Annotated in this window: 15 protein-coding genes; 8 read left to right on the top strand and 7 right to left on the bottom strand. The window is 35.1% G+C overall.

All coding sequences use genetic code 11. From position 1 onward, the window contains the following. Nucleotides 1-24 precede the first annotated feature (24 nt). Both asnB and FP432_RS05415 read left to right on the top strand, forming a co-directional pair. Nucleotides 25-1974, top strand: a complete 1950-nt coding sequence (gene asnB, locus FP432_RS05420) for an asparagine synthase (glutamine-hydrolyzing) (RefSeq protein ID WP_265488304.1) — start codon at nucleotides 25-27, stop codon at nucleotides 1972-1974. A 34-nt stretch (nucleotides 1975-2008) separates the two neighbouring features. Next, the gene (locus FP432_RS05415) at nucleotides 2009-3271 is read left to right on the top strand and encodes a carboxylate--amine ligase (protein ID WP_265488303.1); all 1263 of its coding nucleotides are present in this window, start codon (nucleotides 2009-2011) and stop codon (nucleotides 3269-3271) included. Between the two features lie 15 nt (nucleotides 3272-3286). Here the strand turns inward: FP432_RS05415 and FP432_RS05410 are convergent, their stop codons facing one another. Both FP432_RS05410 and FP432_RS05405 read right to left on the bottom strand, forming a co-directional pair. After that, nucleotides 3287-3790: a MarR family transcriptional regulator gene (locus tag FP432_RS05410; protein WP_265488302.1), complete on the bottom strand. Its 504-nt coding sequence runs from the start codon at nucleotides 3788-3790 to the stop codon at nucleotides 3287-3289. A 15-nt stretch (nucleotides 3791-3805) separates the two neighbouring features. Continuing rightward, entirely contained in the window at nucleotides 3806-4492 is a 687-nt protein-coding gene (locus FP432_RS05405) for an FMN-dependent NADH-azoreductase (protein ID WP_265488301.1), read from the bottom strand. A gap of 152 nt (nucleotides 4493-4644) precedes the next feature. Between FP432_RS05405 and FP432_RS05400 the strand changes: the two genes are divergently transcribed. From FP432_RS05400 to FP432_RS05390, 3 genes are all read left to right on the top strand, one after another. Further along, entirely contained in the window at nucleotides 4645-5865 is a 1221-nt protein-coding gene (locus FP432_RS05400; RefSeq protein ID WP_265488300.1) for an MDR family MFS transporter, read from the top strand. Nucleotides 5866-6016: 151 nt separating this feature from the next. Continuing rightward, complete coding sequence (locus FP432_RS05395; protein ID WP_265488299.1) at nucleotides 6017-7966, top strand: M13 family metallopeptidase; 1950 nt, start codon at nucleotides 6017-6019, stop codon at nucleotides 7964-7966. A gap of 51 nt (nucleotides 7967-8017) precedes the next feature. Beyond that, entirely contained in the window at nucleotides 8018-8833 is an 816-nt protein-coding gene (locus tag FP432_RS05390) for an aldo/keto reductase (protein ID WP_265488298.1), read from the top strand. A gap of 55 nt (nucleotides 8834-8888) precedes the next feature. Here FP432_RS05390 and FP432_RS05385 read toward each other — a convergent pair whose 3' ends face one another. The 3 genes from FP432_RS05385 to FP432_RS05375 all read right to left on the bottom strand — a co-directional run bounded on the left by FP432_RS05385 (nucleotide 8889) and on the right by FP432_RS05375 (nucleotide 12527). Further along, nucleotides 8889-10934, bottom strand: a complete 2046-nt coding sequence (locus tag FP432_RS05385) for a KUP/HAK/KT family potassium transporter (RefSeq protein ID WP_265488297.1) — start codon at nucleotides 10932-10934, stop codon at nucleotides 8889-8891. Nucleotides 10935-11105: 171 nt separating this feature from the next. After that, nucleotides 11106-11537, bottom strand: coding sequence for a hypothetical protein (locus tag FP432_RS05380; RefSeq protein WP_265488296.1), 432 nt, complete (start codon nucleotides 11535-11537; stop codon nucleotides 11106-11108). An 84-nt stretch (nucleotides 11538-11621) separates the two neighbouring features. Beyond that, a complete protein-coding gene (locus tag FP432_RS05375) occupies nucleotides 11622-12527 on the bottom strand; it encodes a hypothetical protein (RefSeq protein WP_265488295.1) in 906 nt (301 codons plus the stop codon). Between the two features lie 176 nt (nucleotides 12528-12703). Between FP432_RS05375 and FP432_RS05370 the strand changes: the two genes are divergently transcribed. The 3 genes from FP432_RS05370 (at nucleotide 12704) to FP432_RS05360 (ending at nucleotide 15288) form a co-directional block, all read left to right on the top strand. After that, the gene (locus FP432_RS05370; protein WP_265488294.1) at nucleotides 12704-12919 is read left to right on the top strand and encodes a hypothetical protein; all 216 of its coding nucleotides are present in this window, start codon (nucleotides 12704-12706) and stop codon (nucleotides 12917-12919) included. A gap of 71 nt (nucleotides 12920-12990) precedes the next feature. Continuing rightward, complete coding sequence (locus FP432_RS05365; RefSeq protein WP_265488293.1) at nucleotides 12991-13230, top strand: DUF2922 domain-containing protein; 240 nt, start codon at nucleotides 12991-12993, stop codon at nucleotides 13228-13230. Nucleotides 13231-13698: 468 nt separating this feature from the next. After that, nucleotides 13699-15288: an SLAP domain-containing protein gene (locus FP432_RS05360; protein ID WP_265488292.1), complete on the top strand. Its 1590-nt coding sequence runs from the start codon at nucleotides 13699-13701 to the stop codon at nucleotides 15286-15288. A gap of 83 nt (nucleotides 15289-15371) precedes the next feature. Here FP432_RS05360 and FP432_RS05355 read toward each other — a convergent pair whose 3' ends face one another. Next, complete coding sequence (locus FP432_RS05355) at nucleotides 15372-16460, bottom strand: acyltransferase (RefSeq protein ID WP_265488291.1); 1089 nt, start codon at nucleotides 16458-16460, stop codon at nucleotides 15372-15374. Nucleotides 16461-16541: 81 nt separating this feature from the next. Then, nucleotides 16542-18179, bottom strand: a complete 1638-nt coding sequence (locus FP432_RS05350) for an SLAP domain-containing protein (RefSeq protein ID WP_265488290.1) — start codon at nucleotides 18177-18179, stop codon at nucleotides 16542-16544. Nucleotides 18180-18236: the final 57 nt, after the last annotated feature.

Here is an 18236-nt window from a genome sequence, read left to right as displayed (position 1 = left end):
ATATATTTGAGGAGAAATAAATTTATGTGCGGAATTTGTGCTATCTTTGATCCGGAATTAAAGGATAAAGATCATGCTATTCAAGGAATGATGGATACTATCAAGCACCGTGGTCCATCTTCTGATGGTAAATATGTTAATGACAAAGTGGCGCTTGGATTTAGACGTCTTTCAATTATTGACTTACGCGGTGGTAGCCAACCTATCTTCAATGAAGATAAAAGTAAGGCAATCATCTTCAACGGTGAAATTTATAACTTTAAGCCATTGAGAGAAGAATTAATTGAAAAAGGTCACACATTCTCTACCAAAGCTGATACTGAAGTCTTACTTCATGGTTATGAAGAGTGGGGGATGGACGGTATCCTTAAGCGTGTACGTGGAATGTTTGGCTTTGTTATCTGGGATGATGAAAAGCAAACTCTTTATGGTGCACGTGACTTCTTTGGTATTAAGCCGCTATATTATTCTGATCAAAATGGTAAACTTTTGGTTGGATCAGAGTTAAAGAGTTTTTTAGCTTACCCTAACTTTAAAAAGGAACTTAATACTGAAGCAGTTAAGCCATACTTAATGAACCAGTACAATGACTTGAAGGAAACTTTCTTTAAGGGTGTTTACCGTTTCCCAGCAGGACACTGGTTTGAATATAAAGATGGTAAGATGCAGACTCACAAGTACTGGGATGCTAAATATGTAGAAAATAATCTTACTTTCGAAGAAACTTTAGATAAGATTAACGAAGATCTAAAGGAAACTGTTGAACTTTATCACAATGCTGATGTACCAGTTGGTGCCTTCTTATCAGAAGGGGTCGACTCAAGTTACATTACAAGTTTGCTTAATCCAGAAGATGTCTTTTCAATTTCATTTGATGATTCAACTTATGATGAAGCATCAAAGGCAAAGGCTTTAGCAGACATTAAGGGTTGGGATTTCTTCTCCGATAAGGTAGATGCTGATGAAGCTATGAAAGATTTCCCAGAAATGCAATACCACATGGATGAACCAGATGCTAACCCATCAATTATTCCATTATGGTACTTATGTAAATTAGCACGTAAGCACGTTACCGTGGCTCTTTCTGGAGAAGGTGCTGATGAGTTATTCGCTGGTTACGTCAACTATGGTATGCATACTCACAACAATGTCATTAAAGTATTCACTTCTGGCTTAAAGAAGCTGCCAAAGGGTGCTCGTGTGAAATTAGCTCATGGTATTAAGAAGATGCCTAACTTCCCAGGTAAAGTTCATATGTACACTAATTTAGCTAAGCCAAGTGAATTCTACGTTGGTCAATCAGTTATTTACGACATGGATTACCCAACTATCTTTTCATCTGACGATGCTAACGGTATCTTACGTGAAAAATACCAAAATGATTTAACAGTTAATGGTATTTATCAAGAAGACTTCAAGAAAGTTAAGGATATTGATGAAGTAAAGCAAATGCAATACATTGATTTACACCACTTTATGCTTAACGATATTGAACAAAAAGCTGATAAGATCTCAATGGCCCACTCACTTGAGTTACGTGTGCCATATCTTGATAAAAAGATTGCTGAACTTGCTAATTCAATTCCAACTAAGTACTTAATGAATCGTCATGATACGAAGTATGCGTTGAGAAAGGCTTCTGAAAGAGTCTTACCAGATGAATGGGCAAAACGTCCAAAGCTTGGTTTCCCAACCCCAATTAAACAATGGCTTAAGGAACCACGTTTTTACAAGCAAGTTAGAGAGTTATTTACTGAAGACTTTGTAAATGACATATTTGATCAAGAAAAGATTGTAAAATTACTTGATGACAACTACAAGGGTGATGGCTCAGCTCGTCGTCAAATTTGGGCTATTTATACTTTCTTAGTTTGGTATAAACTATACTTTGTGGATTACGAAAATACTGTTAAGAAGTATCAACGTGTTCAACCAGAAGTAGCGAAATTAATCGAATCTGGTAAGTTAGTATAAAAATAAAAATTTAAATAAAATCGAGGAATTTATTGTGGAACCAAAGTTTACCCCTATTCTTTTAGGTAGCGATATTAATGTATATGGTATGGCTCGTTCTTTTAACGAAGCTTACGGAATTACTGTACAAGCCTGGGCAGCTACGCAATTAGCAGCTACTCGTTATTCAAGTATTGTTAATGTTGAAGTGCACCCAGGGTTCGCCGAAGATCCAGGTTTCATGAAAGTAATGAACCAAAAAATTGCAGAATATAAGGATCACAAAGAACCGGTTATTTTAATTGCTTGTGGTGATGGTTATGCAGAATTGTTAGCTAAGCATAAGAAAGAATTAGAAGGCACTTTTATTGTTCCTTACATTAATTATGATTTACTAGAAAAGTTAATTTCTAAAGAAGGCTTTTACCAAATTGCTGAAGAATATGGCTTGCCATATCCTGGTACTAAGATCATCACCATGGATGATTATAAGAATAATACTTTCATGAAAATACCATTTGATTATCCAGTGGAATTGAAGCCTGAAGATCCTGTTTCATGGCTTAACTGCCAATTCGAAGGACGTAAAAAGGCCTTTACAATTCATGATGAAGCTGAATTAATTGATATTGTCACTAAGATCTATACTCATGGCTATGTTGAAGATCTAATTTTACAAGACTTTATTCCTGGTGATGATTCTAATATGAGAGTATTGAACGCTTATGTTGATAAAGATCACAAGGTTAAAATGATGTGTATGGGTCATCCACTTCTTGAAGATCCAACTCCACAATCAATTGGTAACTATATGGCTATTTTGCCAGAATATAATCAAAAGCTTTATGATACTGTTCAAGCTTTCCTTGAAAAATTAAATTATACAGGAATGGCTAACTTTGATATCAAGTATGATGAACGTGATGGAGAATATAAGTTCTTCGAAATCAATTTACGTCAAGGTCGGTCAAGTTTTTATGTAACTTTAAATGGCTATAACTTAGCTAAATGGTATGTTGAAGACTACGTTGAAGATAGTCTTAAGGATAAGCCAACAGTGTATGGGAATAAAGATAAGAGCAAGTACATGCTTTGGTTAGGTGTGCCAGTTAAGATCTTTAAGAAATATGCTTTTGATAATCCAGCTAAAAAAGAAGCTGAAAAGTTAATCAGTGAAGGACGTTATGGTACAACTGTCTTTTATAAGAAAGATCGTAACTTTAAGCGTTGGCTGTTAATGCATTACATGTTCCACAATTATATTGATCGTTATAAGAAATACTATGAAGTAAATAAGGGTCAATATTTTAAGAAGTAAAAAAAGCTGAGTCTATTAATCAGACTCAGCTTTTTCGGTATCAAAATTATTTTCCATTAATAAAATATCGCTTAAAAAGCCTCCGATAAGATTTAGATCAGCTGAAGAATATTTATTTTTAATAAATTGTTCAAATTTATTATTTATTCTCATATGCATTTGATCATGAACCTTGGCAATTTTGGCTCCCTGTGAAGTGAGGGAATAATAAATGCGCTTTTGATCATCTTCATGTTTAAAAGTTTGAACTAAATTATTAGTAATTAATTTTTGAGCCGCCCGAGTAATACCTCCACGGGTAACATTCAATTTATTAGCTAAATCAATTCCGGTTAGATCTTTTTTTTCTAAAATAGAAAGAATATGTAGAGCTACAACTGAAAGCGAAGGGATAATTTTGGTTAATTGTGGATCAGATAAATGTAACTGAATCCATCTTTTTTCTTTTGAGCTTGAATCAGTATGAGTTCGTAATTGTTTAATAAGATTAAGCAAGTCATTAGCCGAATAATTGGACATGATAAAATTCCTATCTTAAAAGTTTATTGCCTTTTGTGTAGCCATTTTTTGCGCTGCAGCTAATGTATTTTCTCTTTGACTTGGATTAGCATCAGCACCCTCGATATAAATACTATCAATATCATTTATACCATAAAATTTTAACATATTAACAAGATAAAGACTGCCTAAATCCATTAAGGCACAACTTTGAGAACTTGAAATATGAAATAGTTTTTTAAAAGCAAATTTTATAATTCCCCACTTGCCTTCTTGATGATAAATACTGCCAGAAGATTGAATATGGATTACCTTTTTATTTTTTAATAATCCTACTGGGCCTTTTGCAGTATATTTAAAGGTCCTATGTGCTACTGCAGTTAAATCTAAATATTGCTTTAATTCGGCCGGTAAAAAATGATTATACATTGGATTAATAAAGATATATTTATCAGCATTCATGAATTCATCGAGCCATGTTTCATGGTCTGTAAGTAATTTTTCTTCTGCAGGGGCAAGTTCTTCTTGAAATTTCTTTTTACGCCAGGCTTCCATAGTTAAGTCGTTTAAGGGTGGTACACCCCTATTGGCATATAAGTCACGAATAATAATTTTATCATTAGGATGATTTTTACGATAAGTATCAATAAATTTTTTGCCTACTGTTACCGATAAACTATTTTTTGTATGTGGATGAGCTTGAATAACTAAAACTGTTGTCATAATAAAGTCTCCTTAAGTATAAAATCGTAAATAATGTTGATTATCAACAAAAATATAATATCAATTGATAATGTTGATTGTCAACAAAACGTGCAAAAAAATTTATTCCTGATAGACTAGAGAGCAGAATTTAATTTAAAGGAGGACATTTCATGAAGACACAATTTGGTGCTAAACCAAATGATGAAATAAAAATGCCTTGGCTTTTATTAGGTGAATTATTTACCTGGATTGGAGCTAGTTTCATTTGGCCACTGACATCAGTATTTCTGAATAAGAGACTACATGTATCTTTAGCCATGATAGGTGTAGTATTACTATTTAATTGTCTTGCCAACATGATTGGTTCCTTTATTGCCGGCTGGGCCTATGATAGGTTTAATCCATATTATCTATTAATTGCTGGAGCTGGTTTGGATGCGGCTGTTTTATTTTCAATGGCAGCGAACCATACTTGGCCAATTTATTGGCTTTGGATGACATTGACGGGATTTTTAGGTGGTTGGAATGGTGCTTTGATTAATTCCACTGCTACATCTTTAAAATCTAAACAACCAAGATTTGTTTTTAATATGCTATACTTCTTCCAGAATTTGGGAGTAGTTATTGGTACTTTAATTGTCGGATATGTCTATGATTATTCTGTAACACTCTTATTTATTATTGCTGGGGCGCTCTTTGTAGTAGTTTGTTTAAATACTGTCTTTAACTATCGCCCAATTATTCAATACCACAAGGAGAGAATGGCAGATAAGGGTGAAGAAGTAAAGCATAAGGCAGAATCAATGCCACGTCCTAATTGGTACTTAACCCTTGGCTTTTATGTTGCTTTGGGTGTAATTTGGCTGATGTACATGAACTGGGAATCTAACCTTTCAGTTTATATGGTTTCTTTAGGCATTCCATTTCATCTTTATAGTTTATTGTGGACAATTAATGCGGGAACAATTGTGGTTGTTCAGGCAATCTTAGCCAAGTATCCTAATTTATTTAAAACTCTTTTCCATCAGGTTGTGTTTGGCATCGTGATGTTTGCAATTTCATTTATTACTTTGATTTTTGCTAAAGATTATCCTCACTTTGTCTTTTCAATGATTACTTTAACATTGGGAGAAGCAACTGCTATGCCAGCGATGCCAGCCTACGTTAATGAGTTATCACCAATTTCTTCTAAAGGAAAATATCAAGGCCTTACCTTATCTTCACAATCAATTGGACGAGCAGTCGGACCTTTATTTGGTGGTTTAATGATTGATCAATTTGGCTATATACCGTTCTTTGTCGTAGCTGCGATTGGGATTTTTGTGCTAGTAGCCTACCTAATTCCGCTTCACGCTCACCTTAAAGATAAAATTACTTTATTTAGTCATTAATTTATGGAGAAGTAAGCAGTACAAATTGCTTGCTTCTTTTTTAGTTAAAGAAATTTAAAGTTATGCATTTTTATTTATGAAAAATAGACTAAAAATTTTAATAATGTTACCATTTAATTTGAAAGTTTTACCGTAAAAGGGAGGACAAAATATGAAACAATTAAATGTTCGTGGTGGAGCTAGCAATATTATTGAACCTAATGTAAATGCTCGCCCACAAGATAACTTGTATTTAGCCGTGAATTCAAAGTGGTTAGAAGATGCAAAAATTCCTTCTGACCGTTCTCGTATTTCAAGTTTTGATGGTATTGACCTCAACATTGAAAAAGAGTTAATGAGTGACTTTGCTGATTTTGCAGCCGGGAAAAAGGCTTTACCTGATGTGCCTAACTTTGATAAGGCAGTAGAATTATATAAGCTTGCTAATAATTTTGATAAAAGAAATGCGGATGGTGCCAAGCCAATCCAAGCTGATCTTGAAGAATTAACTGGTTTGCGTGACTTTGCTGACTTGAATTTAAAAGCTGCTAACTTATATAAGAATGGTTTTGGGTTACCATTTAGTATATATGTCGAAGCAGATATGAAAAACACTAAAGTTCACGCTTTACACTTTGGTGGTGCAAGCTTGATTTTGCCTGATACCACTACTTATGAAAATCCAGCAGCGAGTGATCTTTTGAACGTTTGGCAAAATCAAACTGAAAAGCTTTTAACCATGGCTGGAGTTAGCGCAGCTGATGCCAAGAAGTATGTAGCCCAAGCACTTGCTTTTGATAAGAAGTTATCTAAGGTAGTTAAGTCATCTGAAGAATGGGCTGACTATCCAGCAATGTATAATCCAGAATCAATTACTGATTTTGAAAGTAAAATTAAGTCATTCAAGTTTGATCAATTCCTAGGTGAATTATTTGATCAAAAACCAGAAAGAATTATTGTTACTGAACCTCGGTACCTAGATCATTTTGAAGAGCTAATCAATCCTGATAATTTTGAAGAAATTAAAGGCTGGATGATTTCAGGTTTTATTAATTCAGTAGCTTCATACTTGTCACAAGACTTCCGTGAGGCAGCTTTCCCATTTTCACAAGCTTTATCAGGTCAACCGGAATTAAGTTCTGGTGTTAAACAAGCTTACCGAATTGCTAACGGGATGTTCTCTGAAGTAGTAGGTGTTTACTATGGTCAAACCTACTTTGGAGCTGAAGCTAAAGCCGATGTTGAAGATATGATTCATAAGATGATTGATGTTTATGAACAAAGAATCACTGATAATGATTGGCTTTCTGAAGATACTAAGAAAAAGGCTATTGTTAAATTACGTGCTTTAATCTTAAAGATTGGTTACCCAGATAAGATTGAAAAAATCTATGATCGTTTCCAAATTGTCCCTGAATCTAAGGGTGGTAGCTTGTATGCTAATGAATCTGCTGCAGGTAAAGAAGAAATTAAGTATAACTTGGAAAAATTAACACAAAATGTTGATCGTACTGTTTGGCTGATGCCAGGTAACCTTGTTAATGCATGTTATGATCCTCAAAGAAATGACATTACTTTCCCAGCTGCCATCTTACAAAAGCCATTCTATGATTTAAAGCAATCACGTGCTTTGAATTATGGTGGTATTGGGGTAGTTATTGCTCACGAAATTTCCCATGCCTTTGATAATAATGGGGCTAAATTTGATGAATTTGGTAATTTAAAGAATTGGTGGACCAAAGAAGACTTTGCAGAATTTGAAAAGCGCACTCAAGAAGAAATTGATCTTTTCAATGGCATTGAATATGGTCCAGTTACTTTGAATGGAAAGCAAATTGTTTCTGAAAATATTGCCGACCAAGGTGGTTTGACTGCAGCAGTTGAAGCTAATAAGGGTGAAGGTGGCAACATGAAAGAAGTATTTGAAAACTTCGCTCGTGTTTGGGCTACTAAACAATTACCAGAATCAATTAAGACACAAGTATCCGTTGATGTTCATGCACCAGGTCCAGAGAGAGCTAACGTGCAATCACAATGCCAAGAAGAATTCTATAAAGCATTTGACGTTAAGCCAGAAGATGGTATGTGGCTTGATCCCGAAAAACGTGTAGTTATTTGGTAAAAGAAAAAGAATTTCCGGTTAGGAAATTCTTTTTTGCTTAAAGAGGTAATGATGAAAGAAATAAAATTAAATACAGGTATAAATGCTCCGATGATTGGCTTTGGAACTTATGAAATTCCACCTAGTGAAACAAAAAGCGCAGTTTTAACTGCCCTTGAAATTGGTTATCGTCATATTGATACAGCCCAATATTATCAGAATGAGCGTGAAGTAGGAGAAGCTATTAGAGAAAGTAAAATTCCACGTGAAGAAATTTTTGTAACTACTAAAGCGATGACCGATGGATATGAAACTACTAAAGCTGGTATTGAGGAATCATTGGCAAAAGCGGGATTAGATTATTTTGATTTGATGATTTTGCATTGGCCAATGGATGATTCAATCGGTAGTTATCGTGCCTTAACTGAAGCTTATCAAGTAGGTAAATTAAAGAATATTGGTTTATCTAATTTCAATATTAATCAAACTAAAGAAATTATGGCTTCTAGTCCAGTTAAACCTGTCCTTGATCAAATTGAGACTCATTTATATTTGCAACAAGGAAAAATGCATAAGTTTTTGGTAGAGAATGATATTGTCCATGAATCATATTCTCCTTTGATGGAAAATGCTCCAGTATTGTTAAAACATCCAGTCTTAAAGCAAATTGGTGAAAAATATCATAAAAATGGAGTTCAAGCTTTATTGCGATTTTTAAATCAAGAGCATATTATGGTGATTCCGAGATCTACTAATCCTACTCATATCAAAGAAAATTTTGAGATATTTGATTTTGAATTAACTCCAGAAGAAAGAGCAGAAATTAAAAAATTAGATCGACGTCAACCAATTGATGGCTGGCCAGCTAGCATGAGAATTGATGAATAGAAATTAACTATCAAAAAAGCAAGTAACTAATTAGTTACTTGCTTTTCTATTTACTCTAATTGCTTAATTCGCCCTTGGTTTTAAGTTTACGTTTTTCAACTTCATATTTGTCATTAGGAATGTGCGTAATATGAATGCGGCGTTGGTCTCCCAGAATTAATGGAACACGTTCAACCACTGTATCGGAGTAATCTAAGCCAAACCATGAAGCTGGGTTAGAAGATAGGTTTTGAAGCCAAACTCTCGCTTCAACTAATGCCTTTTCGTAACCACGTAATTGCGTCTGTGGACTAATCACGTCATTTACAAGAACGAATGAGAAGTCACCTACATCACGTCCAGGTGTAGTAGTGTATTCTTGGGGCTGAGCTTCAATAGTCCCGTCAGCGATCAAATCATGGACGATCTGACGCAAGTAGACGTTAACTCGCTGTTGCTGCTTGAAGCCTAAGAATAATTGCACGTTAATTACATTTTTTGTTCCAAAAGTATTAACAGCATATTCTGCAGTGTAAGGTTCATTAGTTACGTTAACTGTTACGAACCAGTAAGCTTGGGCACGTTTAGGACGTTTATCTAAAATTGAGTATAAAATTTCGCGTTTGATGAATTTGTTGTACTTAACTTTGGCCATGTAAACAAGGTTTGAAGCATAAGTAGGATAATCCTCATCGTGACTTAATTGCGTTAACATGTCAATGTAATCATCTAAACGCACGTAAGCGTTACGTGCTTCACGTTTATCACGGATTTTGTTTCCGTAGTACCAGATATACATGATGAGGCAGATAAAGCCGGCAATTACGAGTGAGACATATCCACCGTGGAAGAATTTACTTAAGCTGGCTACCATGAAGATGATGTCTAAAAGACCAAAGAAGAGTAAGAAAATCCAATCCCAAATAAGGTGAACACCCTTTAAGATAAGCCACTCAAAGAGCAAGATCGTAGTCATCAACATTGAAATTGTAATTGAAAGACCATAAGCTGCTTCCATATGGGCAGAAGTTCTAAAGAGAAGCACAATGGCAATGGTTGCAACACAGATCATTTTGTTGATAGAAGGGATATAAATTTGTCCCTTTTCATTTGAGGGATAAATAATATTCATTCTTGGTAAGAACTTCATCCCGATTGCTTCGGCAACTAAGGTAAATGAACCGGTAATCAAGGCTTGAGAAGCAATAATAGCGGCAATAGTTGCTAAGACGATTGCTAATAAGCGAATATCATTAGGAACGGTTTCGTAGAAGGGGTTAAAGTCACCTGTTGTGTGGTAAGTAGGGTGTTGTAAAATCCAGACACCTTGACCAAAGTAATTAAGAGCTAAACAAATAAATACGTATGGCCAAGATCCGATAATATTGTTTTTACCAACGTGACCTACATCTGAGTAAAGTGCTTCGGCACCAGTAGTTGCCAAGAAGACTGAACCTAAGATGAAGACTCCTTCTTTATTATATGGACTAGCAAGTAATTTAATTGCATAGTATGGATTAATAGCTTGGAGAATTGACCAATCTTTCGCCATATTCAAAAGGCCAATTCCACCTAAGAAAGTAAACCAGATGAACATGATTGGACCAAAGGCTTTACCAATGAAGCTAGTACCCATTCTTTGAATAGAAAAAAGGATCAATAAGATGATGACGGTAATGATGATTACCATGTTTTGGGTATCAACGGGGATGCTGTTACCGAACTTAATCCCCTTTAATCCTTCAATTGCGGTTGTAACGGTAACTGCAGGTGTTAAAGTACCGTCAGCTAGAATTGCCGCTCCACCTAGTAAAGCAGGCAAAACAAGCCATTTGGCAAGTTTCCTGACCAGGGTATAGAGGGCAAAAATCCCACCTTCACCATGGTTAGTAGCCTTTAAAGCAATGAACACAGTTTGAAGGGTAGTAAGTAATGTAACAGTCCAAAGTACTAGAGAAATTGAACCGACAATAAAATCACGGTTAACATTTCCGATCCCGCCATTACCAGCAACAATAGCCTTCATTACATACAGAGGACTTGTTCCAATATCACCATAAACGATTCCGATTGCAATTAATAATCCTGCAGCGGAGATACGTTTGCTTTTTTCTTTATGCATTTTTGTACTTCCTTAAGAAATATAGTAATTATCTCTCAACCAAAAAAGAATGCCCTTGGACATTCTAATTGTTAAACGAGTATATTTTCTAATAGATTGAGTAATGTTGCAACCCTAACCAGAGAAATAATTAACAAAAAAAGAGTCCGTAAGGACTCTTTTTCGTTTAAATTAAGACATTGATTGTGGAATATCGTTACGACGATCAATGTACCATTGATTCCAATCTTCATAAGTCTTCATGCTTTCAGGATCAATTCCAGTTTGATCTTTAATATTAGCTAAGATTTCTTCAAAACGTTTAGCATGAATATTTAAAACATGTTTAACCAAGTTAGAACGATTGAATGAATCATTGTTAGTAATATAAGAATTAATTTCGATCATATTATGGTTACCATCGTAGGAATCCATAATTTCAAGATCAGCTGCTTCGAATCGAGAAATGTAAAAGTCAGCAAAAACCTTTAAATAATCAGGTTGTTCTGAAAATTCAGGTTGAGGCATTTCAACGCGGTTAGGTTCTGGAATAACAACCTTGAATCTTTCGTCTTCTTCTTCTACGTTTTCTTCTTCGGTGTTCTTTTTGCTTTCTTCAGTCAAAGTTAAGAGCTCCTTTAATATGTAGTACTAGTACAAAATCAATATGATTTTACCTTGAAATAAGCTTAAAATCAACTTTTCTTATTATTTAGTGAAGTTGTTGGCGTCACTTTGAGTGTAAGAATCAATAGTAGTGTGGCCGTTTTGAGCAGCAGAGTTCATGAAGTTAGCAACATCTTGGTCAGTCCAAGATGAAGTATTAACACCAATTGAACCTAATTTTTCACGTACTTGTGCGATTACACGAGCAGTAACGGCTTGACCACCAACGGTCATGCTATTGCCATTGTTGCTACTTGAAGCTTGATTTGAGCTGCTACTATTTTTACTTGAAGTTTGAGCATCTTCGTTTGAGTTAGTGTCTTCACTAGAATTGTTGGAATTACTCTTCTTAGAAGATGAAGAATCAGAATCACCAGCTGCATCTTGAGCATCATTAAGTAAATCCTTAACGTCACTCTTAATTTGCTTGTAGTACTTAGCGTATTTACCGTTTAAGTATGGTAAGTCTAAGATTTGGTTACATAATTCTTCAGTTTCAGAATAGTCATTATTCTTATATGCGTTTTTAGCTTTTCTATATAAAGGATTAATTTCGTTCTTTATATTGTTGTTTACTTCATCAATGGTGTTGTAAAGCTTCTTAGCTTGTTTGGTCATGACAGCATAACCATTGTTCTTAGTTTGAGCCTTGTTAAGATCCTTAAGGGCTGCACCGAATTCATAATCACTAATTGAATCTTTAGCATCATTCATATCTTCAGCTTGATCAGCATAAGCCTTAGATTCTTTAGTTGCCTTAATTTGGTGAGCTTGTTCAAATTTATCCTCAGCCTTAGAGTAATTTTGATCATCAACGTAATCCTTACCTTGACTCATTAAGGTATTGTAATCAGCTGAAGAGGTCTTGCTTGCGTTATTAGCACATCCAGTAGTAACAAATACAAGTAATAAGGCCACAAGTCCAGCCCATAATCTAGATTTCTTCATTATAAGTAAATCCTCCTTCAATATTCTTGCAACTTCATTATACCAAAATTGACGTAAATTAAACTTTTTACAATTATATTGATACAAATTTAAGATTTAATTCGTTAGTAATAGTGTAAGGCAAATCACCGGTGAGCAACTTACAAAAATAATTAGATAAACTAGCGAGGTAAAAAATGAATTTAGTAGAACAATCAATCCAATACACTTTTGCAGGCGACAAGTACAAGGACAACAAGAAAAAGCGTGTCTTAAAGAACGTTAATGTAAATGCAGAAAACGAAAAGTTAATTAAGGTAGGAAAAGCAATTTCCAGTTTACAAAAAGATGATGGCTTAGTTAGTGCAGTATTAATCCAACATCATGAATTAGAAGTAAGCACTGCTGAATAATGCCACTCGACCACATTTAACTGACAAGAATTTACATTAATAATATAGGAGAAAAAATAAGGAGCTTAAACATGACTACCACAAAAACTTTAAAACTTACCTTTATCAACGGCCAAAACAAGAAAGCATCATTGACAATGCCCGATGCAGCTGGAGACTTAACTCCAGAACAAGTACGTCAAGCAATGGATACAATTGCCCAAGCAAATGTATTTAACCGAAAGGGAGTTGATCTTTATACCCAAACTAACTCTGCTGAATATATTGAACGAACTGTTACTTCTGTTTTTGATGATTCTGCAGCAAAATAAGATCATTTTAACTGAAATATCCCAAATAAAAGATGAAATAATAAAAATCATCTATTACTTTGAAATTATTTTGAAATATAAATGATTTCAAAAATTAAAGTGTTATTTATTTGATAATAAGAAGAAAAAGCGCGTAATAACGCGCTTTTTCTATATACAATTCAAGATAAAATTTAAGGGAATGAAGGAAATTGGTTTGTTACAGGGATGTTAAATGTCACGAAAAAAAGCAAGAGACCTTTGCAAATCCGGCAAAACAAGATATAATATTTCTCGTGGTGGTAATAGGACAAATGCTTCAGGCGTGATGCCTGTACAGCATGCGGATTTCTTATTAAAGACTGACTACCTCAGAGGATTTATAGACCTCTGATCTTTAATCAAGAGATTTTGTACAATTATGGGCTATGTCACGAAGAGCTCTTTGCCTATTACGATGATTGATAATTTCAAGGAGGAAAAGACCACATGAAGAAAAATGTTAAATATTTAGGTGTGGCTGCTGCTGCATTATTAGCAGTTGCCCCAGTTGCTGTAACTGGTGTTGCTAACGCTGCAACTATTCAAGTTCAAGGCGGTACTGCACAACCTTCAGCTACTCAAGGTACTATTCTTGCTAACTTAACTGCAACTAACGTTGCTAGCTTAAAAGATGGTTCTAACGCTGATACTGTTGCAGCCGATTTATCTGCAACTTTAAACGGTCAAGCAATTACCCCTAAGGTTTTTGGTGACAACAAAGCTTACGTTGTTCCTGCAAATACTACTGATTACAGCGTTACTAATGTAAAAAATGTTGCAGTTAAGACTTTAAAGGCTAACACTGAATATAAACTTGTTGTTCCACAAGTGGGTTTCACTGGCTTAAGCACTGATGCTAAAGCAAACTACACTTTCAATGGTGGTAAGTTAACTGTTGATCCTTATGGCAACTCAAATGTAGTACCAGTTGTAAGTTCTACTTTTGAAATTGCTCAAGGCAATGCATACTTCACTCAAAACAACACTGTTGTAAGTGGTACTACTTCAATTGAATTAGGTAGCGTTAACACTGTAGAAGCATTAGCTTCTAAAATTCAAGGTGAAGTTGTAGCTGCAAATACTGGTTCATTAACACAATCAAATAAGACTGCATTAGAAAGTCAAATTAAGAACGCATTGGCAAATGCTGGTGTTGCAGTTAACGCAAACGGTTCATTTGTTGCTCCAGTAACTAACTTTACTGTTCCATATACTGCACAATTCCCTAACGGCTCAAGTGCAACTATTAACGTAATTGTTAAAGTTACTTCTACTACTCCATCAGAATACACTGATAATGGTCCTCAATTTGCTTTAACTGCTAATGGTGAAAAAGTTATTACTAGAGTTTCAGATAGTAAGTACAACTTATCACTTAAGCAAGGTACTAACTTTAATGCTAACGATTTAGTAAAAGCATTTGACGTAACTTTCTCAAAATCAAATGGTGCTAAGTTAACTACCGCAACTGTAGTTTCAAACAATGTTAATACTGCAGTACCTGGTAACTACCAAGTTGTTCTTAGTGCAACTAACCCAGCAGGTGTAACTAACAAGGTTGTTGTTAACGTTACTGTAACTTCAAACGGTACTACTGCAAGAACTGTTAAATACGTACCTGGTTACAACGTATTTGCATGGACTATCAACGGTAACCGTGCAACTATCAGTGATACTAAATACCCTGATGGTGCAACTGTAACTACTGAAGGTGAAGGCGTTACTGTTGGTGGCGTTAAGTACCTTAAGATTGCTAACAGTGATTTATACATCCAAGCTCAATACGTTGACGGTTCATACAAGCCATCAACTAGCAACAAGGGTGAAGAATCAGTTAGCGGTGTATTAACTGTTAAGTACGATGGTAAAGGTAAAGTTGGTCTTACTGATGCAAACGGTAAATACACTGGTCAATACGTATCAAAGAACTCACGTTGGAAGGTATTCGCTAAGAAGACTATCAACGGTCGTGAATTCTACCGTATTGGTAACCAAAAACAATGGATTCCTGCACAATACTCAGAATTAGCTGACTAATTCATAAATAGTATTGATTTAAAGTTCAAATAAATTAAAAAAGAGCTCATCGAAAGATGAGCTCTTTTTGTCATGCAGATTTACTACATAATATGGCGATTAAACCAAGGAATATAAGAGACAAAATACATAACTATCGTTGCCAAAATGAATACAATTAATGTTCCTAAAGGAACTGAAATAAATGTATTTGGGAAATGATCAAATAAGTGGAAATAAACCACGAGAATTCTAACAAAGACGAAGTGCACGAGGTAGATTCCAAATGTTAACTTTGATAGAAGGATTAGAACCTTATCAGCTCGAGAATATTTGGTCCAGTTAATCTTTTCTCCTAGTTCTTTGACCAACACAAAAACTGCAATACTGGTCAAAGCTACTGGTAAACTCATGTAATCATACAAAGGAGTAATTGGCGTATTGTATCTCAATGAAAAGAAATTAGAAAACGCCCAACCACTAATTAAACCAATCAAGCCTAATAAATATATTATATAGCGTCTTTTCTTAGTAAGTTTTGCTTGGTGGAAATAGTATCCAGCAACAAAATATGTTGAAAAGAACATCGTAAATCTAAAATAGACACTATCAGTCACCTTTTGAAAATTATATATAAAAAGTTGTACCATGTAAGGCATTGTGTGATGTGCAGCTAAGGCATAATAAGTGGTATAGAATGTTGGTAATAGAATTGAAAAGAAGAGTGCCAATGCTAAATAGTACTGCATTAGTTTTTGATCTGTAGTAAATTTTCTTAATAATGGCACAATTAAATAAAGCCCAACAATCATCGGTAAAAACCACAAGTGGGAATAACCTCTAAAGATAAGAGTTAATAGCATTTTTATAGTATGCGTCTCAAAAAAGTACGTATAAAAAGCATAGAATAAATCCCAAAATATGAAGGCCGTAACTATTCGCACAATGTTTTTCTTATATACCCGGTGCATGTTAATTCTTCGTTCTGGATCTAGGAAAAGGACACCAGAGATCATAACAAATATTGGTACACTGAATCGGACCATTGAATCCCAAAAATTAACCCCAATCCAAGATGTTGTATGTAAATTCTTAGCATAAAATGGGCTTTGACTAGACATATGAATAATAATGACACATATAATTGCTAAGACTCTTAATAAGTCCAAGTAGTGTATGCGTTTTGTGTTCATGATATTCTTATTCCTCCACGGCATCAAAAAAGAGCTACCTCCAATTAAGGTAACTCTTTTTAATTATTCACAAACTTAAAATTAGTCTTCTAATTCTGAGTATTGTGCAGGAATCCATTGGTTTTGGTTACCAATACGGTAGAATTCACGACCGTTGATAGTCTTCTTAGCGAATACCTTCCAACGTGAGTTCTTTGATACGTATTGACCAGTGTATTTACCTTCTGCGTTAGTAAGACCAACTTTACCCTTACCATCGTAACGAACAGTTAATACACCGCTAACTGATTCTTCACCCTTGTTGTCAGTTGATGGCTTAGTAGTAGTTTCTGCTGAAGCACCATCAATGTATTGAGCTTGGATGTAGTCGTTACTATCCTTTGAACCGATTTGGTAGTATTTAACACCGTTAACAGTCTTTTCACCGTAAATAGTTACAGTAGAACCTGCCATTGCACGGTGACCTGAGAATGAAACGTTAGTTGAGCTCAATACGTTCCAAATGTTAACACCGTAACCTTCTTTGTATTGAACAGTTGCAGTACGTGAACCATTACCTTCAACTGGGTTAACGATTACATTGAAAGTTAAATCAGTAGTGTAGCCATTAGGGTTAGTAGCTCTAAGAGTTACTGGGTAAACACCAACAGTATTAGGATCAATCTTGTTTGAAAGGACACTTAAGTCAATTTGACCTGAAGCAGTGTTATTAATAGTGTAAGCCTTTAATTTAAGGTAAGAAATTGGGTTCTTAGCAAGTGCAATAGCTTCTTTAGAACCTTTACCTACACTAACAGTTGATAAACCAATACCAGCATTACCTTGTTTGATAGGATTCTTAGCATTACCCTCTTGGTAAATTGCTGGGTATACGTTTTGGTTAACTTCTTTATTAAATTGGATCTTAGCAGTAGCAGTCTTACCATTTGCTGGGTTTACAGTTGCAACAGTTACGTAGAAACTAGTTGCACTAGCTGAAATCTTACCGTTTGAAACAGTAACACCTTGGTTAGCTAATTGTGATGCAATTTCTGCTGAAGAAGTGATAATAGTTAATGGCTTATTTTGGCCATCAATGTTAACCATTGGACTAACTGCACCCTTAATAGTGCTCATTAAAGCATCAATAGTTTCACCAGCAGTGAAGCTTTGTGGCTTGTAAGCAAATGCACCATTTCCAAGGTTAACGTGGTTAGTAGTAGTGTTATCTACGAAGTATGGTTGACCTTGAAGTGCAGCGTCAACAGTAACAAAGCTGTAGGCTACAGGAATGTTTTCAATAACACCATTTCTGTTAGCAGGGTAGCTCTTACCATTTACACTGTAAGTTTCATTTGCTTTAAGACCTGCAACTGCAACAGTAGTTTGTACCCAGTAAGTGTGGCCTGCTTCAAAACTAGAAACAACGTTACCACCACTTTGTTGATCAGCAACAACAGTCTTACCAATACCAACAATTGAAGCTCCTGAAACACCTGAAACTTTAAGATCTGATTGAACAGCACTTAAAGTAGTTAAGTCAGCTGGTTTAGTTGATACAGTAGCATTTACGCTACCATTAAAAGTAAGAGATGGTGCTGAAGCTGGAGTGGTAGTACTACCAGTAGCTTGGTTACCACCAACAACAGTAGCAGCGTTAGCAACACCAGTAGTTGCAACTGGAGCAACTGCTAATAATGCAGCAGCAGCCATACCTAAATATTTAACATTTTTCTTCATGTGGTCTTTTCCTCCTTGATATAAATCATAAATATGTAATAGGCAAAGAGCTCTACG

It is taken from the genome of Lactobacillus sp. PV034, assembly GCF_014522305.1.
GTDB lineage: Bacteria > Bacillota > Bacilli > Lactobacillales > Lactobacillaceae > Lactobacillus.
This window is presented reverse-complemented; position numbering and strand designations above follow the sequence as displayed.